Here is a 22,046-nt window from a genome sequence, read left to right as displayed (position 1 = left end):
GCTTGTCCCCAACTGATTCTCAGTATATTGAAATGGAAACTGCTTTCCTTGCACTCAGCTCCATTTATTACAAGCAAAGGCTCTATGTAAGTATACTTATTCTTGTTTGAGAAAACTATATGAATCCAACATCCGTGTACAGCCCAATTCATTGCTCCGTTGTTATCTTAACTGACTGTAATCTGTATGTTTAAGTATTAACCGAAAACAATAAAAACGCCCCTATAATCTGGAAGGCAGTAGATTTCAAATGTCAACATGGTACACTAACTTTATATCCTGTCATTGGAGGAATGTATTCTATGGATCTTACTGTTCAAGACGTTGTACTTCATCTCACAGATAACATTCAATTGCCGGAAAACACGGTAGATCAGCTCATTACGGGCTCACTTGATCGTAAGGTCAAAGGCATTATCATTGCTTTTATGCCCACACATTATGTTATTGAACAAGCCATACAGCAAGGTGCGAACTTGATCATTGCGCATGAATCTCCATTTTATAACCATCACAGTCATACGGATTGGCTTGCAAATGATTCGGTTTATGCGGACAAAAGAAAGTTGATCGACGAAGCAGGCATTTCCATCTATCGATGTCATGATATCATCCACCGCTTCCAACCGGATGGCATTACTGAAGGACTGATTCGGGCATTGGGGTGGTCCTCTTATGTAGAGCAACGACTACCGGAAGCAGACGTCCTTTCTTTTCCGGAAGGAAGCACCGCCCAAGCTATTGCTCACCATGTGAAAAGTTCCCTGGGCATCGATTATGTACGCGTTGCAGGCAACGCGGAAATAGTCTGTAGACGCGCAGCGGTACTGGTAGGTTTTCGTGGTAATGGACATGTGACGATTCCCTTGATTCAGAACGAGCAATTGGACCTCATCATTGCTGGGGAAGGGTTTGAATGGGAGACGCCAGAATATATCCGTGATGCCGTGCAACAAGGCAAGTCCCAGGCACTGATCATGATGGGACATGCCGAGAGCGAAGCTCCGGGAATGAAGCTATTGACAGACAGGTTGGCAGAACGTTTTCCTGAACTGTCTGTTCGTTTTGTAGGCGAGAAGCCTGTGTACACTGTGATCTGATAATACGATTGGATTTGTACGGAGAGGATCTCAAGTTGATTCCTTCTAATCTCATTGCCTATCCTACCCCGGAGCTTTGGATACTTTCTATGCTCCGGGGTACGCTGGGCAGACTCTCCTTACATTTCTTGGATAGCTAGCTATGATGAAAAATGAGTACTGAGCACATATGCCACGCATCTCTTCATGCCCCATCTGGATTTTCCGAGTTCTTTATTGTACTCTAAATGCTGTGACTTCAAAGCTCAGGACATTTGTCCTTGGCGTTCAGAGTTAATTTATCATTTAATAATAGAAGTCGAAGTGATTGAATAAGGAGCGTACATATGAGAGGAATTATTTTTGCATTACTGGGCGGCGCGTGTATCACGCTCCAAGGGGTTGCCAATACTCGGATTAGCACCGACATGGGCACATGGCAGGCCGCTACGATCACACAACTGACAGGATTCATCTTAGCGGCGCTGATCCTAATGTTTGTTAGAGACACCAACCTTCAAGGACTCAAACAAGTAAAACCTATGTACTTGGCTGGAGGTGCTTTTGGCGCCGTCATTATTTTCAGCGAAGTGACAGCAATTCAGCAAATTGGGGTTACCTTCACGATCTCGGCTCTGCTCATTGCTCAGCTGTTCCTGACTTTTCTGGTGGATAGTAACGGATGGTTCGGCGTGGTGAAACAAAAGATGAAACTGCCGCAATTTCTGGGCATTGCCTTAATGGTGACTGGTGTCATTATTATGAAACTATAGTTTTTGGAGAAGGTTTGAAACATATCGTCGGGGGTGAATCACAGCGTGCAAGAGATCCATAACGAGCAACAATTAATGCAATATCTGAAGCAATATCAACTCGAAACTGTATTTCACGAGCCCCTGCGTACACATATGACGTTATGCCACTTTGAGAAGTGTGAACTGATCTGTCGTGAAGGGGAAGCTTCCGAATATTTGTACGTACTGGTTGAGGGTAAAATCAAGATTTTCACCACCTCCGCACAGGACAAAACGCTGGTGCTTTGCTTCAAAACACCGCTTGAAGTGGTCGGTGACATAGAGTATGTCCGTGAAAGCGATATTGTTAATACGGTTCAGGCCGTGTCACCTGTGGTGATGCTTCGCATTCATTATCAATGGCTCGCTGAGCTTGCCAGCGATTATGCACCTTTACTTAAATTTTTGCTCAAAATCATCTCACACAAATTCTACATTGACTCGAACTTTTCCAATTTCAACCTGATGTATCCCGTTGAGGTTCGTCTAGTCAGCTACCTGCTCTCCATCTCAACAGAAGAAGCGGGTAACGTCGTTCACGAAGAGTTGGACGCGTTCAATCTGACCGACATCGCGAATCTGATCGGCACCAGTTACCGACACCTGAACCGGGTCATCCAGAAGCTCTGTGCAGACGGATTAATCGAGCGACATCAAGGATTGATTATGATTAAGGACCGGGCGGGTCTACGTGAAATAACAGGTCACAACATTTATGAATAAGGAGTTCGACAACCATGTTAATCACAGGTATTTCGCTTGCATTACTGGCAGGTGCACTTGTCAGTCTGCAAACGATTTTTAATAGCAAAGTCAATGAACGCACCGGTTCATGGTCCACAACAACGATGGTGCTTTTCACCGGATTCATTGCTTCGTTCCTCATCTCTCTGCTGGTAGAGGGCAAAAATACATTCAGCTTCCAGCATATGCAACCCTGGTACTGGCTCAGTGGAGCCATCGGCGTTGGCGTGGTCTTCTGTCTCGTGCAAGGGATGAAGCTACTTGGTCCCACATATGCCATCTCGATCGTGCTAACATCCCAACTGAGTTTTGCGCTACTATTTGATTCCATGGGATGGCTCGGTCTGGAGCAAATTCCTTTTTCGTGGAATCAGCTGCTGGGTGTACTTGTTATCGTGGGGGGAATTGTGTTGTTCAAGTTCGGTGGGGGGAAATCTGAAAAATCAGAGCAGTCCCCTGGAAAACTTCAGTCTGACTCATAAACGAACAAAAAAAAGAGTGTCCGTCCAATCCCACAGATTGGTCAGACACTCTTTTTATGCAATCATACCACTACATATCGTCTCGTTCGCTTAAACGAACTCTACGTTATGGTACACCTGCTGAACATCTTCAAGGTCTTCAAGCGCATCGATCAGTTTCTCGAACTGAGCTTGTGCATCCTCTGGAAGTTCAATATGGTTTTGCGCAAGCATCGTCAGCTCGGCTACTGTGAACTCGGTAATACCAGCAGCTTTGAATGCTTCTTGTACAGCGTGGAATTGATCCGGTTCTGCATATACAATTACAGCTTCGTCTTCGTCCACGATATCACGTACATCCACATCTGCTTCAAGCAAAAGTTCCAGTACTTCCTCGGAGTTTTTGCCTTCTATACCGATAACCGCTGTTGGATCAAACATGTAAGCAACAGAACCACTGACACCCATGTTGCCAGCGTTTTTGTTAAACGCAGAGCGCACTTCCGGCGCTGTACGATTCACATTGTTAGTGAGTGCATCAACGATGACCATCGCACCATTCGGTCCGAAGCCTTCATAACGCAACTCTTCATAGTTCTCATCCCCGCTGCCTTTTGCTTTTTCCATCGCACGATCAATGATGGCTTTGGGTACATTATACGTTTTGGCACGTTCCAGCACGACTTTCAGTGCACGGTTCGCTTCCGGGTCCGGTTCGCCCTTCTTGGCAGCTACATAGATCTCAACTCCGAATTTAGCGTAGACCCGGCTCGTGTTTGCATCTTTTGAAGCTTTCTTTTCCTTGATATTATTCCACTTACGACCCATATCGTTTCCGCTCACTTTCAACATGTAATCTGCTTTCTACTATGCCATTATATCTTGTTGAGCGTACTTCAACAAGTTAATACACACGAAATAATGGGAATAACTGCGGTGATTATTCATCTCCATTTGAAGATTAGCCTCAGTTTATCCTCTCATAAATCTCTCAGCAGCAACTAACGTTACCTCTATTCACTCCATATATAACAGACAAGAAGCACCCCATAAAGGAATGCTTCCGCCCTAAATCAGTCCTAATTTCAGTTATCTTACCCGGTCAATTAAGCGTGAAATTGTCGACCATCCAACACTTCAGGAACATAACCCGCACGAATGACAAAGTCTCCGAAATGTTCCCCTTCATTACGTTCTTTGGCATACTGGTTCACCATCGGAGTTAACGTGTCCAGAATCTCGGTTTCACCAATGTTTTCTTTGTACAGCTTATTCAAGCGATGTCCGGTGAAGCTGCCACCGAGATACATATTGTATTTACCTGGTGCTTTACCGATAAATGAAATCTCCGCCAGCATCGGTCTTGCGCATCCGTTCGGGCAGCCCGTCATCCGAATGACAATCTCTTCGTCTCTCAGCCCCGCTTCGTCGAGTACAGGCTCCAGTTTGTCGATCAGGGACGGCAAGTAACGTTCGGACTCAGCCATCGCGAGACCGCAAGTTGGAAGCGCAACACAAGCCATGGAACTTCTGCGTAGCGCAGAATAATGTGCACCATCAGTCAGGTTATACTGCTGAATCAACGCTTCAATCTTTTTCTTTTTCTGGCTGCTAATATTACCGATGATCAGATTCTGGTTCGCAGTCAGTCGGAAATCACCCGTATGCACTTTGGCAATTTCACGTAGACCCGTCATGAGCGGATAGCCGTCTACATCTTTTACACGACCATTCTGAATGAACAGCGTGTAGTGCCATTTGCCATTATTGCCTTTTACCCAACCATATCGATCTCCGTTAGTCTCAAAATGATACGGACGTGCCGCATCCAGCTTCCATCCCAGACGGCTGGTCAGCTCTTCGACAAACCACTCCACACCACGGTCATCCAGCGTATATTTGAAACGAGCATGTTTACGAACGGCACGATCTCCATAATCACGCTGAATCATAACTGTTTTCTCTGCCACATCAATCATTTGCTCCGGCGTACAGAACCCAATGACTTTGGACACCTGAGGATAGGTTTTGGCGTCACCATGAGACATCCCCATGCCGCCACCAACAGAAACGTTGAAGCCTTGCAGCTTGCCGTTCTCCACAATAGCAATAAAGCCAAGATCTTGTGAATAGACGTCCACATCATTGGATGGTGGTACAGCAATACCGATCTTGAACTTCCGTGGCAAATACACTTTGCCATAGATTGGTTCAACTTCTTCGTCGGAGTCCTGGGAATCAATCACTTTCTCTCCGTCCAGCCACAGCTCATGATAAGCCCGCGTGCGAGGGTCCAGATGATTGCTCACCTGACATGCCCACTCATACACTTCAGCATGCACATCAGATTGATTCGGATTTGGGTTACACATCACGTTACGGTTTACGTCACCACATGCAGCCAGTGTGCTTAACAACGAATCGTTCACTTCGCGAATGGTGTTCTTAAGATCCCACTTCAGTACACCATGCAGTTGGAAAGACTGACGTGTGGTCAGACGAATCGTCTCATTCGCATATTTATGCGCTACCCGATCCATCATCAACCACTGCTCCGGGGTTACAACCCCACCGGAAGCACGTACACGCAACATGAATTGGTACGCAGGCTCCAGCTTGGATTTGTGACGCTCATTACGCAGGTCGCGATCGTCCTGCATATAACTGCCGTGGTGTTTCATCAGACGGTTGTCGTCCTCTGGAATAGCCCCCGTGATACGATCAGCCAACGTTTCGGTCAGACTTCCACGCAAGTAATCACTTTTGATCTTTATATCTTCCACATCGCTATTCGTGCGCTGTGGGTTAAGTAAGTTATTATAAACCATGCTGCTTTCTCCTCTCGTCTCTGCGGGATGGTGCAATCCGGCTGGGCCGGTGATTAATAGACGTCCCGCTGATAACGTTTCTCCTGCTGCAACCGTGTCAGATATTCCGATGCCTGCTCAGGCGATAGACCGCCTTCTTGTTCAAGAATCGTGGTGAGCGCAGCATGCACATCATGTGCCATTTTTTTCTCGTCACCACAGATATATACGCTTGCACCTTCCTGAAGCCACTGGTACAGTTCTTTGCTGTGTTCCAGCATGCGATGTTGTACATACACTTTCTGTTCCGTATCACGTGAGAAGGCTACATCCATCTTCGTGAGCACACCATCTTTGAGCCAACGCTGCCACTCCGTCTGGTACAAGAAGTCCGTGGCGAAATGCTGATCTCCGTAGAACAGCCATGTCTTGCCCTCTGCTCCTGTTTCTTCACGCTCACCAAGGAAAGATCTGAACGGCGCTACACCTGTACCTGGCCCAACCATAATAATCGGCGTATCCGGGTTCTCAGGCAGCTTGAAATTCGGGTTATGCTGTATATATACAGGCAGGGTGTCGCCAGCTTCGATTCGTTCAGCCAGATGTACCGAGCATACACCGTAACGTTCTCTGCCACGCGCTTCATAACGTACCGAGCGAACGGTTAGATGAACTTCATCCGGGAAAGACTTCGAACTACTCGCTATGGAGTACAGACGTGCCGGAATTTTGCGAAGAGCAGCTACAAATTCTCCGGCAGGAATCCCTTTCAGATTATAATCCTGAACCAGATCCAGCAGATCACAGCTATTCATGACTGTGCGGAATTCGGAATCATCTGCGAGTAACGCCGTCAGGCCACTCCCAGGATTCAGTTTCGCAAGTTGCTCCACGACCGGTTTCGTCACAGCTGTAATTTCAAAATAACGCAGCAACGCTTCATGCACAGATGCCTGATCCCCGTTTTTATTCACGGTCACGCGTTCATCGGCATTCCATCCCATGGCTGCAATCAATTCATCCACAAGGCGCGGATGATTCTCAGGGAATACCCCGAGGCTGTCTCCCGGCTCATAATCCAGGTTGGAACCTTCCAAAGACAACTCAATATGGCGTGTTTCACGGTCCGATCCTCTGCCATTCAGATTGAGATTCTCCAACACTTCAGCTTTGAATGGGTTCGTGCGATCATATTCGGACTCCCCGCCGCTCACCGCAGCTGTAACAGCCTCAGTGGTTACCGTACTCGCACCAGTAGATGTACTGCTTAAGGATGCCAGTACTTCATTCATCCACTCCGCAGCTGCTTCATCAAAATCAACATCACAATCCACACGCGGTACAAGAGCTGTACCACCCAACTCCTGCAACCGATTATCGAAGTCCTTACCTGTCTGACAAAAGAACTCATAGGAGGTATCTCCCAGAGCCAATACCGAGTAACGAAGTCCTTCAAGCTTCGGAGCCCGTTTGCTGTTCAGGAATTCATGCAGCGGAATCGCATTATCCGGTGGTTCGCCTTCGCCATGCGTACTGACGATGATGAGGAGATTTTCAATTTTCTTAAGTCCGTTCGGTTTGAAATCTCCCATCGATGACAACGTGACCTGAAGACCTTGCTCTTCAAGTTTCTTGGCCAGCTTCTTCGATAGGCCACTGGAATTCCCGGTTTGTGAACCAAAAAGCACGGTAACTTCCCGGGATACTGGCGGAGCACTGACAGGTGCAATACCTGTAGTTGGTGCAGCCTGTACCAGGTTAGCTGGAGCTGTTATTGTCGCGCTTGTCTGAATTGCTGCAATATATCCGCTCAACCAAGTACGTTGTCCATCGGTCAATGTAGGAATAAGACGATTAAGCAGTTCAACTTGTTCTTGATTAAAAGGGCTGTTTGTCACTTGAAGTTCCACTGTTTGCCACCTCGCGCATTGCTTCGATTTTAATTCCGACTAAAATCATCACATTAATTTAATTTCTTCTCTCTAAAACCTAACACACCGGGTGTTGAGGGTCAATTTCAATGATTTTATAGCATTTATCAGTTTCGCTGATAAAGGACAAAAAACAACAAAAACCCTCCTTTTCAAATCAAGGACGGTTTTGGTTTATTTTTAAATTTGGCGGCCAGCTTAAGTTGAAGTTGAAAGTGGAATATAGTCACTAAAATGATTTCCCAGCACTCTGCTTTTATCTCCGTATACTCTGTCCAAATGATTTTCTCCCCACAGACATATGCGGTCAATGATGTCCTGTAGTGTCAAGCCGTACTCTGTCAGCTCATACTCTACCTTGGGCGGAATCTGGGGATGAATGATCCGATGGATGATTTCATTCTTTTCCAGTTCACGCAGCTGCTGGGTTAAGACCTTCTGGGTAATGCCAGGAATGGCTCTGCGAAGTTCGCTTGTTCGTTTTTTACCTGATATCAGCTGATGCAGAATAAGAATCCTCCATTTTCCACCGACCAGTTCCAGCATCGCCTGCACGCCACTCTCATATTTTTTCATTTCTTGTTCCACTTGTACTCCCCCATAATTCACATATATGTATATCCATTATTAAAAGTAACCGAAGAACCCCAAAGTATCTACAGCACTCTCAGGTGCGTACTTCTCAAGAAGATGTCATGAAACTTATAATAACATTGGTCAGAATGTTTAACCAAAATAAAAAGAAAAAAGGATGGTTACTCCTACATGAAAGTTAAACTGGTCGTTACTCACCCAAGACAGGATTCCCTAACATTTGCCGTGATGAATCGTTTTATAGAAGGTATGCAGGAGAATTCCCATGAAATCGATATCCTCGATCTATATCATGACGGATTCGATCCCCTATATCGTGTAGAAGATGAGCGAGACTGGCAAAATCCCGATAAACAGCATTCCCCCGTGATTCGCAAAGAGCTGGATCGTGTGCTTGCGGCTGATGCCATTGTATTTGTTTTCCCGATTTGGTGGTACAACGTTCCCTCCATGCTCAAAGCTTATCTGGACAAGGTATGGAACATGGGGCTGCTGAACAAGGCAAACTCCAAAAAGGCACTGTGGATTGCACTAGCCGGAGGGACAGAGGCTTCATTCCATAAATACGACTATTACAACATGATTTCCAATTATCTGAATAATGGGATCGCGGGTTATGCAAGAATGCAGGAATCCCGAGTTGAATTCCTCTATGAAACCATTTCAGAATCCAAAGAACATATCGAAGGCTTGTTGGAGCAAGCGTATCAAATCGGCAAACATTACAATTAACAATTCGCAGACATTACACATAACATTCGTATACATTACGGATAACAACTGTAAAACGACATGAAGCTACGTGTTCGTTGAGTAAATTACTTTTCGCCAATGGCTGGCATATAATTAAGAAGGCTTACTCCAACCTGGGCTCCAGGGCAAAGTAAGCCTTTTTTTTCACACGCTACGATTCTGGTGTATCATCATTTCTGCCATACCAGTTTGCTCATCATCGCATATAACAACGTAGCCGATTCGGCTCGGGTCGCTTCGGCAAGTGGTTTCACCTCACCGTTGTACCCGCGGGCGATGCCCAGTTCTACAAGTAATGCCACACTATCCCGGGCATAAGAGCGAATCTCGGAAGCGTCACGGAAACGAGTAAGGTTATCTGTTCCAGTCTTCTCGGAGTCAACCAGCTCAGCCGCTGCAAGTGCCCGAACTGTCAATGTCATCATCTCTTGACGAGTGATCGTGGACTCTGGCAAGAAGCGCCCGTCACCGGTACCACTGGTGATACCTAGCGAACGCGCAGCTGTAACTGCTTCGTAGTACGGAGCCTTTTCGCTTACATCAGAGAACGCATTCACGGAAGAAGCATTCAAACCCAGCGCAGTCATCAACCATTGCATGTATTGGCCGCGGGTCATCTCCTGTTTTGGATGTAACTGCGTGGAATCACCGCTTAACTCTGCATCAATTACACCTCTGACAGCCAAAGCCTCCATTGCTTTCTTGGCCCACTGCACTTCTACAAGGTCTGCAAATGTCTGCTCTACAGGCACAACAGCATAATTTCCTGTGAGTGATGTTACGGAAAATACAAGCTGCCCGCTTTTTGGATCGTAGTAACTTTGCGGCAACGGGGTTGCCACACCGTTCGCACCAATGGCAAATGCTACAATCCGATCCTGCTGAGCATTTTGTGATGATTGGTAAGGCAGACGAACTATCAACTCGCTTTCCGATGGCCATGGTTGACCATCCAGTTGAAGTTCAAGCTGGACTCCATATTTCGTGCCAAGCTGATCTGCGACTGTTTTTGGTAACTCCGTTCTGACCAATCGGATTGATGCAACCCCATCACCAACGATATCCTGCGTTAACAGTGTCGCAGGGAGCTCCAAAATCCCCAGCTCTGTAACAATGTTGAACACATGTGACTCACCCTGATCTATTAACGCAGAGGCAGGCAGAGATACTTCATATGCCGTTGCTCCCGAAACCGGCTTCAGCCGAAGTTCAACCAAGCGCTGACCCGCATCTATTGAGGGGGCAACTTTAAAAGCCTCTTTAATCGTTGAAACATCTACATTGGACTGCACTACACCCTTCTGGTCGGACTGTCCCTGCAACTCCAGAACAGAACGGTCCTTCTCCGGTTTAGGTTGTGGTACCGCATTCTCTGCACTTGGGTTACCATTTCCTGAATTTCCACCGGAATTGCCGCCTGTATTACCGCCCGAACCAGGGTCCGTGCCTCCAGGGGAAGTAACAGATGCCGGCACCTTCACTGTCAACGGTATAGTAAGGGCTTTACTGTCGTCAGAAGTTCGAGTAATTTCCAACTCCAGTGTTACTGTTGTTTCCTTAGATGGCGGGACAATCGTTCCATCGGTATGAATGACGGACGGTACCGAACTGGAAGCGATCTTCACCGTGAACCCTTGTGGCACGGATGGTAACTTCAGTTTTTTTGCACCTGCAGAAGGCTGTTCCAGTGCCGTAATCCCTGTTGCTACATCGGCAGCGCTCTGCTGAGCCGTGTGCACCTGATAAGCGGAAGATACACCTCTCAAGGATTGTCCCGTCGCATCAAAAGCTTCCACTTTGTAATAATATTCCGTGCCGGGGTTCAGTTCACTGTCCGTGTACTCCCGTCCATTGCCGCTGTAGACCACCTTATACTCTCCTTGCTCACGATCTGAGCGGTAGAGCTTGTAGCTTGCTGCACCAAGATGAGCATCCCAGCGAAGCGTTGCGCTCGTTGAATCCAACGCATCAGCATGAAGGCCAGCACTATCATTTGCAGGTGGTACGGCGTCAGGTTTAACGATCATAATCCAACTAATCATCGGGTCCTGCGATGCCGTATTACGCACGGTCAACTCCAGCTTGTTGTCCGACACGCTGATGCCTTTGTCGGCTCTAACGCTAGCAGGCGTAAAAGTAACTGCACCGGTATTGGTGCCATTGATGATGAAATTTGCTCTGCGCGATGTATTGGTCCACGGATCGTTGAATCCGGCGTACACATCATATGTCCCGTTTGGCACATCAAATCTATAGGTTAAGTCCGTGCCTTTAGGTGAATTGCTGACATTGCCACCGTTCAGATAACGTACGGTCGAGAATATATCTCCGCCATTTGAACCAGATGACAGTGCATCTGCGCTGGTATACCCCCAATTGCGACCCTCCACCGGAGCGTACATCTGGTCTGCCGTTCCCGGGTTGGCAAGTGTTCCTTTCATATAGGCACCCATGAGACTATAATCAGCCGTTTCGTAACCTCCGCTATTCACGAAATAGAGTGTGTTTTCCGGGATGACGTTTACGCGAACTGCCTGCTTTTTGTTGTTATATTCCGGTGTGGTTACCTGTAATGTGAGCGGCCCTGGCTTGGCAAAATCTTCTGCCGTCATGGCCCGGTTATCAATCGTCCATACTGCTGGCGTTGATACCAGTGCTCCACCCTCGCGCACATTCAATGTTGATGGCAAGGATGGTACTTTGCCCAGCGCCACGGATTCTGGCAACGGATCAGCGATATCAACCTTGCCCATCGAATTCAGCAGATCAGGTGTCCAGCTGTTATACCACTTGATCGCGATATCCGAGCCTATTCCAAACTCAATTGGCAAGAACACGTATTTTGCAGCATCATTCGAGAAGTTGCCACCATTCCACGTATCCCCCACGTAAATGAACTTGCCTTTTTCAGGATCGACCGGAATGACGGAAGTGGTCTGTGTGCCAAATGCCTTGCCTGGATCGGGATCGGTTGGCAACGTACGCACGAACGGATTGGTCTGCGTTGACCACGGGCCAAAGATGTTGTCCGCAACCGTCACTTTGTTTTCGTTAGGGGCCCAACCGGAAGCTCCGGAAGTCAAAATATAATATTTCTCCTGATACTTAAACATCGCCGGTGCTTCACGTTGCCCTCCCGGAAACACTCGCACGTAATCTACGCCGTATTCCGCCTGATAGGTGGAATCTCGTACCGGATTGCCTTTGTCATCCGTTCGTCCTTCCTTATGCCACCCTGTTACGTCACTGTAGTCTTCATTCAGTTTGGAGATATACAGCGTCAGGTTTTCTTCGCTGGAGTAGATCAGATAACCGGTACCGTCACCGTCCTTGAACAACGTCATGTCACGGGCCATGCCCTTATCGCTTGGGAAGAAATCTTTCTCTCCTTCGGGAGCTCTGTCCATCCGGTAACTCTTCTGATACACAAAAGGCCCTGTTGGAGAGTCGCTGATCGCATAACCAGCCCGCGCCTTACCGTAATTCGCATTATCGTTATAGGGGTCCTTATCGCCGTCCATGTGGGCCCACATCACGTATTTCTTTGTTTTGTCGTTGTAGATGACCTTTGGTCGTTCAATAATCCGTCCTTTGCGGATATCTGCCCAGATATCCACGCGGTCTTCACGCCCCGCATACAATTTGGAGATCAACGGGTCATTGTCAAAATCATCCATGGATTGAAGTGTCGTTAGAGCCATGCCTCGGTCCGTCCAGTTCATCAGATCCTTGGATGAATACACACGCACACCAACCGCTGGCCAGCCGCCTGTGTGGTATTCACCATACCAGTAATACATCTCCGTCTGTTCATCATAGAAAAAGCCTGCTCCATGCGCATCAATCGGCTTACCGTCCAGATCTGGCCACAATTGCCCTGGTGTAATGCTTGTGCGAACTGTGGCAACACCCAGCGGTGCGGATGCTGGAGAAGTTACGCCGTCCACGGTCGCCTGGATGATATAAAAATATCCTGTGCCCATCATCAGACCGCCATCGTTAAATGTGTTTTCATTGCCGCTATAGACCTGCTGATACGTACCCGTAGCACTGGTTGCACGGGACACGGTATACGTTACATCAGATCCAGGCAGGACATTCCACCCCAGAGAGATTGATGTGTCCGTCACAGCTGTGGCAGCGAACTCTGCTGGAGAGTCAATGGAGTATGTCGTGGCTTCTGCAACAGTGAATGCTGACTCCCCAGCTACGTTATAGGCTGTTACGCGATAGTTGTAGCTGTTGCCCGGCTCAAGTGCATTATCCGTGAATGTGAGCCCTTTACCTTCATAGATTTGCTCGTATTGCTCACTGCCAGCTTTGGCTCGAATCACGCGATAACCAGTTGACTTGTCCACGGCGGACCAAGATAGCTTCACGCTCGTTGCGTTGAGTGCTTCGGCCTTTAATTCGCCAGGAGCCTGTGGTGCCGATGCAGTCGTCCGAACTTCCAGCGGAGCAGTCCATAATGATTCGGTTAGGCCTCCGTATTCATAAGCGAGCCTGTAATAATACACCGTATCTCCGCTTAATCCTTCATCCGTGTGTCCCAAAGTCCCGGTATTGGTTACCAGGGAATAGCTGCCTTCAGGCGAAGAGGAACGATACAAGCGATAGGCTGATGCTCCCGCGATTTCAGACCATTGCAGTGAAACCGAAGACGCCGTCTGCTCAGCAATAGAGAGCTGAATATCGTTCTCAGGCGGTTGCTCCGCAATGATCACGTCATCTGCATGTACCGACTGCCACTTATTCCGAATGCCCACGGTACCTGACCCGTATGTAGTATCGACCAGATCAAATACCAACTGATCGGAGCCGTTTTCCGCGATATACCCGCGAATGGTGGTACCTGATAACACCACTTTAAGTGTGTACCATGTATTTTGGGCAAACGCATAGTCCACCGTGTTCAAAGTTGTGTCTGATCCGTTCACCCGTTTGGAGAAAACGAGTTTATTACTAGGAACTTGCATCTGAAAATAGTAAAAGTTGCTCTTATCCTGAAACCGCGGCAATATTCCCGGATACCCCTGACCGGCTCCCGTGTAAAAGCGCATGGACACGGTCATGTCCGACATGGAGTCTCCAGTAGAGATAATGCCTTCATTGGTATCGCTCTGGAAAAGCGTAAAGTTGGACGCATCTGTCGGGTCAGCAAACACTTCCCAGTTGCCTGAGCTTACGTTCCACGCGGGTGATTCCGTGAAATTCCCATCCGAAAAATCGTCCTGCAACAATGTGGCGGGTATACTGCTCAGATCGGCATACGCCTTACTCGGCAGCATCAACGGTCCCGAAGACAGCGCAAGTGTTGCTGATAACATAAATATCATGGGTTTCCTGAGTTTATCCAATGTTCATTCTCTCCTTTGGCGTGAAAGATGAAAGCATGTTTCTTGAAAGCGCGGTGTTGTTGTTCAGCTTATCCTCAGCAACCAGTGGTCAGTAACGAGCTCTTGTCCACCTCCTTATTTTAATGAAACCGGTTTCATTTGAGTGTAAAAAAAGACCCGTCTTCCCTTCTAAGTGCAATGATACCCATACGGAATACCGTGTTTTCTTTGCCCCTATGCAGTGAAACAGGTTTTTAATATATAAATGTAACCGCTTTCCTGAATTATATTATTGCCTTATTCAAGCTGTCAACTGTGAATTGAGCTCAAACATTTTTCGTTAAAACCACGCAAAAAAGGCGCGAGTTCTGCTTGTTTTGCAAGCAAAATTCGCGCCTTTTCTCACGCTTCGAGCTTGTTCGCAAGCTCGCACGTATTATTAATCCGTGATTTTTGAACAACCTCTATTTAAAATACTTTTGTTGTCCACGACTCACAGTTCCACGTCTCCGTAACGACATCACGGTAGAATTCCGGTTCGTGGGAGATTAGAAGAATACTGCCTTTGTAAGCCTTGAGCGCACGTTTCAACTCTTCCTTGGCATCAACGTCCAGATGGTTCGTCGGCTCATCGAGCACAAGCAGGTTGGTTTCATTATTGATAAGCTTACAGAGACGCACTTTGGCCTTCTCGCCACCACTTAGTACAGCTACCTTGCTCTCAATGTGTTTTGTAGTCAAACCACATTTTGCAAGTGCAGCACGCACCTCGAATTGGGTATAGGAAGGGAACTCCTGCCAGATCTCTTCAATACATGTATTGTAGTTGGCATCCTTCATCTCTTGCTGGAAGTAACCAATCTCCAGATGTTCACCACGTTGAACGGTTCCTTCCAGAGCTTGAATTTCACCCAGAATACTGCGCATCAGAGTTGTTTTACCGATTCCGTTCGCACCAACAAGGGCAATCTTCTGTCCGCGCTCCATACGCAGATCCAGTGGTCTGGACAACGGTTCGTTGTATCCAATTACAAGACCTTTGGTTTCGAAAATGAGCTTGCCAGATGTTCTTGCATCACGGAAGTTGAACTGCGGTTTCGGTTTCTCCTTGGCGATCTCGATGACATCCATCTTGTCGAGTTTCTTCTGTCTGGACATCGCCATATTACGTGTAGCTACACTTGCTTTGTTACGCGCTACAAAATCCTTGAGGTCAGCAATTTCTTGTTGTTGGCGCTTGTACGCCGACTCCAACTGCTGTTTTCTCATCTCATGCACTTCCTGGAAGTGATCATAATCGCCCACATAACGAGTTAGATTCTGGTTCTCCATGTGATAGATCAAGTTGATAACACTGTTCAAGAACGGAATATCGTGAGAAATGAGGATAAATGCATTCTCATATTCCTGCAAATAACGTTTTAGCCATTCGATATGCAATTCATCCAGATAGTTCGTAGGCTCATCGAGGAGCAAAATATCTGGTTTTTCCAGCAGCAACTTGGCAAGCAGGACTTTGGTACGCTGTCCACCACTCAGGTCATTGACGTCTTTATCCAGACCGATATCCGTCAGACCCAGACCACGTGCGGTTTCATCCACTTTGGCGTCAATCATGTAGAAATCCTGGTTTGTCAGCGTATCCTGAATCGTACCCACGTCTTCAAGTAGTTGTTCAAGTTCCTCCGGGGTAACATCGCCCATTTTGCCATACATATCATTCATTTCCTGTTCCATGTCAAACAAATACTGGAACGCGCCACGAAGTACGTCACGGATTGATTGGCCTTTGTTCAATACAGCATGCTGGTCCAGATAACCAACACGCATCCGTTTGGACCACTCCACCTTGCCTTCATCCGGCTGAAGTTTTCCTGTAATAATGTTCATGAAGGTGGATTTACCTTCACCATTGGCCCCGATCAGACCAATATGTTCGCCCTTCAAGAGGCGGAATGAAACGTCGTTAAAGATAGCACGGTCACCAAAACCGTGACTTAATTTTTCTACATTTAATATGCTCATTCATGACACCTTTTCTATATAGACTTAATTCTTTGTATATTATAAGCGTTATATCCTGCACAACTCAACGCCATATTAAAAATATTGCATCTTTTTGTCTGAAATTTGCCTTATATGAAAGTATGGGTTAAAATTTTGCCTTAACGAATTACTATTATATAGAACGGAGCTCTTCGAAGAGCATCAGGTGAACAATATGATTGAAGTGAAACAATCCAAGTTGGGTGATGGTGGTGAGTTTAACCGCGGGGTATTTGCTACCGTGGATATTGCCAAAGGAACGCTTATCCATCAGGCACCCGTTGTGCCTTACCCAAATGAAGACCATGAGCATGTCGAAAAAACGATTTTGGAAGATTATGTGTTCGAATATGGGGCGAATCATACCGCGATTCTGCTCGGCTACGGAAGTCTGATCAACCACTCCTATGAACCTAACGCTACTTATGATATCAATTTTGATAACCACACCTTTGACTTCTACGCGTATACAGACATCAAAGCTGGCGACGAAATCGTGATCAATTACAACGGTGAGGAAGACAGTATGGACCCGTTATGGTTCCTGGACGATTACGAGGAGCGTATGCTGGAGTTCAATAAGTCCAATGATGATGAGGTTGAAAAAGAGACCGAACCCCAGTCCCTGGATACGGACACGAGTAAATAAACGTTAAACTCAAGTAAAGTTCGCAAGCACTCTATTGTATGTGCGAAAAGAACTCACTGAACCCGGTGAATGATGAAATGAGTAACTGGAGACTCTTCACAGTCCAAAGTTTAAACACACAAATAAGCAAGTCCTCCGTTAGTGGAAGACTTGCTTATTCATGTTGTCTTGCTTTCTAAGCCAGATACACCTGTTCATGTTTCATGGTTTATAGTGCATCTTAACTTGTTTTAATCTGTAATCGGCGGATCTGTATGCAAGTCTTGATCGGGTGTCGTGGATCTCCACTTGGTAAAGGCTACCTCGAACCCTGCACGCTTTGGTGAACACAGAAATGGACCGGCGTGTTTGTTCGTTGGATAGGCAAACCGTGCAACCCGAATCGTACGCCAAGGATGCTCATCTGTGCGTGCACGAATGACAACAGCCTCATTACTGTAGGAGGCTCTGATTGTTACGATTCGTCCACCCCACTCTGGCACAGGAGAGAGTGACCAATCGGAATACGTATCCGTCACGACGGCTCCAACATGTGCCACGCCATCATTAACCTCAACTCCAGCCTTGATCCATTGGTCTTCTCCATACCATAACATTAGTCCCGCCTGATCATATAATTCGGTGAATGAGCTTAGATCAAACGATACCTCAATCGCTTCCGTTCCGTCCCATGGAGCAAGCATGGCATGTCCATCCCGATGACAGAACCCATAGAATGTGTTCTCCCAGAAGTCACTGCCTTCCCGAGCTTCCACAACGAAACGATCCCCATCCATCCGTGCAGCAACGGGTTCCTTCGTCCATTTGCCTTCATGAAGCCCAATAAAATCCGATGACATCGTTGTTTTCATCCTTCCTTCCGTCCCAAAGGGGAGTTCATCCTCACTTCATCACTTCTAAATTAAAGAACCCAGGTCCGATGCAGCAGTAGGATATGCAAAATTCATGGTGTTTAACTGATCGATAGTCAGATTGAACTGAATCGCCATTGCAAAAAGGTTGATCAATTCTTCTGTTTTGCTCCCGAGCACATGCGCACCCAGAATACGCCCGGTTGATTTGTCGATCACCACTTTGGCCATGGCAAATTTTTCATGAGTTCGCTTGTAAGTATACCATTTCGACATATCATTTACCTGCACCTCATAGCCCTCTTTCTTGGCTTGTTCCGTGCTCATACCTACAGCTCCAAGGGCAGGGACAGTAAACACAATGGAAGGCATCACTTTATAATTAGGTTTGTGTTGATTTCCCTCCAACAAATTGAACGATACAGCCCGGGATTCCTGGCCTGCTAACGGGGTTAAAGGCAACCCTTTTGTATCCGTTACATCGCCAGCAGCATACACTCTTGGATTACTTTCACTTTGCAAGTACTCGTTCACCGTAATCCCCTTTTTGCTGTAGCTGACGTTGGCTTTCTCCAATTCCAGCCCATCCACATTGGGAATGCGCCCTGCTCCATGTACCACAAGTCCGCACTGCCACTTGTGATCTGCACCATTACGTGTGCCATGAACGACATAGGCGTTCCCCTCTTGCCGTATGGACTTCACCTCCGCGTTCAAGTGAACATGAATACCGATCTCTTTCGATTTTTGCAACAAAGATTCTACCAGATCTGCATCAAACGATTTCAGGGGCTGCTCACTCCGATGCAGGATATGGACTTCCGTCCCGGCTCTGGCCGCAATATGTGCAAACTCAAATGCAATGTATCCACCGCCTACCAGCACTAAACGATCCGGCAGCTGTTCCAGATCCAGAAAGTCATCACTATATATAAGATGCTCCGAGCCCTCAATCTCAAGTGGCGCAGGTCTTGCACCGGTAGCAATCAGGATGTGTTTCCCATGGAGAACTTCTTCACCAACTCGAATATGATTTTCATCGACAAATGAAGCTTTACCATGGAACGTATCCATTCCGGCCTGTTTGAATTGATCTTCACTTGCTCTAGGTATGCTCTCGGTAAAGGTGCGTTTAAAAGCTATAAGTTCAGACCAGTTGATGGTCGCCTGTCCCAGAATTCCTTTCCCTTGCATCCGTTCATTCCAGTCTATCAGCTCAGCTGCTCCAGCCAGCACTTTTTTGGGATCACAGCCGCGCAGTGCACACGTTCCGCCGAACTCACGTTCATCAATTACAGCAACTCTCCAGCCAGCTTCAGCGCAACGGGTGATTACAGAGCTTGCCGCGCTTCCTGTGCCAATCGCAATCAAGTCATACGTTTCTTGTGTCATCATGGTTCCTCCTCATCCTTTTGGTACATCTATTGCAGGGATGCCTGAAGTTACAGCAATCCAGCCTGTTTAAGGTACTCTGCTGCAACCTGTTCAGGATTCGCTCCCTCTACATTCACGTCATAGTTCATCTGACGCATCTCGTCATCCGTAATTTTTCCAGCAAGCTGATTCAGCACCTCAACCAGTTGTGGATATTGATCTGCCGTTTCTTGACGAAGCATCGGCGCACCTTGATACGGCGGGAACAATTCCTGGTCATCCTCCAGCACAACGAGTTCATATTGTCTCAACTCACTGTCTGTGGAGTAAGCATCAACGAGATTAATATCTCCGCGCTGAAGAGCACCATAGCGAAGCTTTGGTTCCATTGTTGCAACGTTTGGGAATTCAATCCCATACTTTTTCTGAATGCCAAGGTATCCGTCTTCCCGATCCGAGAATTCAAGTGTGAATCCTGCTTTGATCTGCTGCTCAACCGGTTTGAGATCCGAAATGGTCTTGAGATTGTATTGATCTGCGATGCTCTTTGGAACGGCCAACGTATACGTATTGTTGTAATCCATTGGGTTCAGCAGCACCATGTTGAACTGGCTTAACATTCCGTCTCTTGCTTGTTCGTAGACCTCTGTTCGATCCGTACTCACAGCCGTTTCCTTCATAAATTCGGAGATCGCTGTCCCGGTGAATTCGGGATAGATGTCAATATCACCCGACTTGAGTGCATTGAAAAGGAATGGTGTTTTGCCTAACCCGGGTTTTAGTTCAACCGTCAGGTCTGTATCTTTTTCAATCAGCAATTTGTACATATTAATGAGAATTTCGGGTTCCGCCCCTAATTTCCCGGAAATGACGAGATCCTTCTGTCCACCACGTGCCACGAAGGGAATGGTAATCACAAGTATCGCGATTATTGCCAGCGAACCAAGGGTAACCAATGTTTTCTTAAAGGATAACCGCTGGAACTGACGTAATAGTACATCAAACAAAATCGCCAGCAAGGCGGCCGGAATGGCTCCAAGGATGATCAATGCCGTATCGTTCCGATCAATGCCCAGCAAAATTAATGCACCCAAACCTCCTGCGCCGATCAAAGCAGCAAGTGTCGCCGTTCCTACAATAAGCACCATAGCGGTCCGAATTCCGGCCATAATAACAGGCATCGCCAGTGGCAGTTCCACTTTGATTAGACGTTGCCAACTATTCATGCCCATCGCATTCGCTGCTTCCACCATGGAAGGATCAACTTCGGATATGCCTGTGTACGTGTTGCGAAGTACGGGAAGCAGCGCATACACCACCAATGCAATAATTGCAGGAAGTGTTCCTATGCCGAATAACGGGATGAGCAATCCGAGAAGCGCCAAGGAAGGTATGGTCTGCAACACAGCCGTAACCCCAATAATCGGTTCAGCGACTTTTGGCTTGCGTGTCAAGTAAATACCAAGCGGAATAGCGATGAGGACAGCAAAGAACAAGGCGATAAAATGAGATCTGAATATGTTCCAGCAGAGCAGACAACAACTGACCTTTGCGCTCACTGAATACCTCCGTGAATCTACTCATGTCCTTCACCTCGTTCCTGTAACTGACCAGACCAGTATTTCATCAGATCAACTCGACTGATCTCCCCAATAATCTGGCGGTTATGTTCAACCAGCAGATGGTCATGGGAAGCCATGATATCAACTAATTCCGTTAACGTAATGGATGCAGGAACGGCAGTTTTGGCTGATTTTGGCACCTGACCCGGTGAGAGTGGTGACATGATGGATTCGAGATCAAAATCAGATTGTGAACTCGTATCGGTGTTAGGACTTCCAACAAATTCACGTACGAAATCATTAGCTGGCTGTCGGATCAGTTCTTCCGGGGTGCCTACCTGCAAAACCTGTCCATCCTTCATAATGCAGATGCGATCCCCCAGCTTCATCGCTTCCTGAATATCATGGGTGACAAACACAATTGTTTTTTTCATCTGACGCTGGATATCCAAAATATCGTCCTGCAATTTCTCCCGACTCATTGGATCGAGTGCACTGAACGGTTCATCCATCAAAACTATCTCGGGATCGGCAGCGAGTGCACGCAACACACCAATTCTCTGCTGTTGTCCTCCGGATAACTCGGACGGTTTACGCTCACTGTATGTATCTCCGTGTAAACCAACCATGTCCAGTAACGTATGTACACGCTCCTTGATTTGATCTGACTTCCATTTTCGCAGTTCAGGAACAACCGCAATATTTTCGGCAATGGTCATATGCGGGAATAGTGCAATCTGTTGCAGTACATATCCGATATTCCAGCGCAATTCGTGAATGTTGTATTCATCGATTGGGCGTTCATTAATGCGTACTGTTCCATCTGTTCGCTCAATCAGGCGATTGATCATTTTGAGCATGGTGGTTTTGCCACATCCACTCGGACCAATCATGACAAACAGTTCTCCCTTGTTAATGTTGAGGTTAACCTGACGCAAAGCCGTTGTTCCATCAGGATATTGTTTTGATACATTTTCGAACTGAATCATTCGCTCTCTTCGCCCCTTTATCTAGGGCGTGTCTGAGACACGCCCTAACATTCATCTTCATCTATTTCCCCAAAAG

15 protein-coding genes and 1 pseudogene are annotated in these 22,046 nt (G+C 47.0%); 6 read left to right on the top strand and 10 right to left on the bottom strand.

Annotated features, from left to right (window positions below):
• Window positions 1–302 precede the first annotated feature (302 nt).
• From AC6CIF_RS25315 to AC6CIF_RS25300, 4 genes are all read left to right on the top strand, one after another.
• Window positions 303–1,100: a Nif3-like dinuclear metal center hexameric protein gene (locus AC6CIF_RS25315; protein ID WP_498202007.1), complete on the top strand. Its 798-nt coding sequence runs from the start codon at window positions 303–305 to the stop codon at window positions 1,098–1,100.
• Window positions 1,101–1,426: 326 nt separating this feature from the next.
• Entirely contained in the window at window positions 1,427–1,852 is a 426-nt protein-coding gene (locus AC6CIF_RS25310) for a DMT family transporter (RefSeq protein WP_036608521.1), read from the top strand.
• 45 nt (window positions 1,853–1,897) lie between these two features.
• Window positions 1,898–2,596, top strand: a complete 699-nt coding sequence (locus tag AC6CIF_RS25305) for a Crp/Fnr family transcriptional regulator (protein WP_498202006.1) — start codon at window positions 1,898–1,900, stop codon at window positions 2,594–2,596.
• A gap of 14 nt (window positions 2,597–2,610) precedes the next feature.
• Window positions 2,611–3,099 carry a DMT family transporter gene (locus tag AC6CIF_RS25300; RefSeq protein WP_498202004.1) on the top strand — a complete coding sequence of 163 codons (489 nt, stop codon included), beginning with the start codon at window positions 2,611–2,613 and terminating at the stop codon, window positions 3,097–3,099.
• Window positions 3,100–3,189: 90 nt separating this feature from the next.
• Here AC6CIF_RS25300 and AC6CIF_RS25295 read toward each other — a convergent pair whose 3' ends face one another.
• From AC6CIF_RS25295 to AC6CIF_RS25280, 4 genes are all read right to left on the bottom strand, one after another.
• Complete coding sequence (locus AC6CIF_RS25295) at window positions 3,190–3,906, bottom strand: YebC/PmpR family DNA-binding transcriptional regulator (RefSeq protein WP_074096883.1); 717 nt, start codon at window positions 3,904–3,906, stop codon at window positions 3,190–3,192.
• Window positions 3,907–4,184: 278 nt separating this feature from the next.
• On the bottom strand, window positions 4,185–5,906 hold the full coding sequence (cysI, locus tag AC6CIF_RS25290; RefSeq protein WP_498202003.1) for an assimilatory sulfite reductase (NADPH) hemoprotein subunit: 1,722 nt from the start codon (window positions 5,904–5,906) through the stop codon (window positions 4,185–4,187).
• A gap of 53 nt (window positions 5,907–5,959) precedes the next feature.
• Entirely contained in the window at window positions 5,960–7,795 is a 1,836-nt protein-coding gene (locus tag AC6CIF_RS25285; protein ID WP_498202002.1) for an assimilatory sulfite reductase (NADPH) flavoprotein subunit, read from the bottom strand.
• 219 nt (window positions 7,796–8,014) lie between these two features.
• On the bottom strand, window positions 8,015–8,392 hold the full coding sequence (locus AC6CIF_RS25280) for a winged helix-turn-helix transcriptional regulator (RefSeq protein WP_076214900.1): 378 nt from the start codon (window positions 8,390–8,392) through the stop codon (window positions 8,015–8,017).
• Window positions 8,393–8,581: 189 nt separating this feature from the next.
• Here AC6CIF_RS25280 and AC6CIF_RS25275 point away from each other — a divergent pair, with 189 nt between their 5' ends.
• Window positions 8,582–9,142 (top strand): NAD(P)H oxidoreductase, encoded by a 561-nt coding sequence (locus AC6CIF_RS25275; protein WP_498202001.1) that lies wholly within the window; start codon window positions 8,582–8,584, stop codon window positions 9,140–9,142.
• 191 nt (window positions 9,143–9,333) lie between these two features.
• On the opposite strand, the gene AC6CIF_RS25270 is transcribed toward AC6CIF_RS25275, so the two are convergent.
• Window positions 9,334–14,520 carry an S-layer homology domain-containing protein gene (locus AC6CIF_RS25270; protein WP_498202000.1) on the bottom strand — a complete coding sequence of 1,729 codons (5,187 nt, stop codon included), beginning with the start codon at window positions 14,518–14,520 and terminating at the stop codon, window positions 9,334–9,336.
• Between the two features lie 447 nt (window positions 14,521–14,967).
• Entirely contained in the window at window positions 14,968–16,524 is a 1,557-nt protein-coding gene (locus AC6CIF_RS25265) for an ABC-F family ATP-binding cassette domain-containing protein (RefSeq protein ID WP_017688769.1), read from the bottom strand.
• 196 nt (window positions 16,525–16,720) lie between these two features.
• On the opposite strand from AC6CIF_RS25265, the gene AC6CIF_RS25260 reads away from it, so the two are divergent.
• Window positions 16,721–17,194, top strand: a complete 474-nt coding sequence (locus AC6CIF_RS25260; RefSeq protein WP_498201999.1) for an SET domain-containing protein — start codon at window positions 16,721–16,723, stop codon at window positions 17,192–17,194.
• Window positions 17,195–17,424: 230 nt separating this feature from the next.
• Here the strand turns inward: AC6CIF_RS25260 and AC6CIF_RS25255 are convergent, their stop codons facing one another.
• From AC6CIF_RS25255 to AC6CIF_RS25240, 4 genes and pseudogenes are all read right to left on the bottom strand, one after another.
• The gene (locus AC6CIF_RS25255) at window positions 17,425–18,045 is read right to left on the bottom strand and encodes a DUF1349 domain-containing protein (protein ID WP_235200736.1); all 621 of its coding nucleotides are present in this window, start codon (window positions 18,043–18,045) and stop codon (window positions 17,425–17,427) included.
• A gap of 45 nt (window positions 18,046–18,090) precedes the next feature.
• On the bottom strand, window positions 18,091–19,437 hold the full coding sequence (locus AC6CIF_RS25250) for a dihydrolipoyl dehydrogenase family protein (protein ID WP_498202036.1): 1,347 nt from the start codon (window positions 19,435–19,437) through the stop codon (window positions 18,091–18,093).
• Between the two features lie 50 nt (window positions 19,438–19,487).
• A pseudogene (opuFB, locus tag AC6CIF_RS25245) lies at window positions 19,488–21,003 on the bottom strand (osmoprotectant update ABC transporter permease/substrate-binding subunit OpuFB).
• Window positions 20,996–21,970 (bottom strand): ABC transporter ATP-binding protein, encoded by a 975-nt coding sequence (locus AC6CIF_RS25240; protein ID WP_498201998.1) that lies wholly within the window; start codon window positions 21,968–21,970, stop codon window positions 20,996–20,998. Before AC6CIF_RS25240 ends, opuFB begins: the two are co-directional and overlap by 8 nt.
• Window positions 21,971–22,046 lie beyond the last annotated feature (76 nt).

Source organism: Paenibacillus sp. GQ49 (assembly GCF_059759055.1).
Note: the sequence above shows the minus strand (reverse complement) of the source record. Positions and strands in the feature narration are given on the sequence as shown.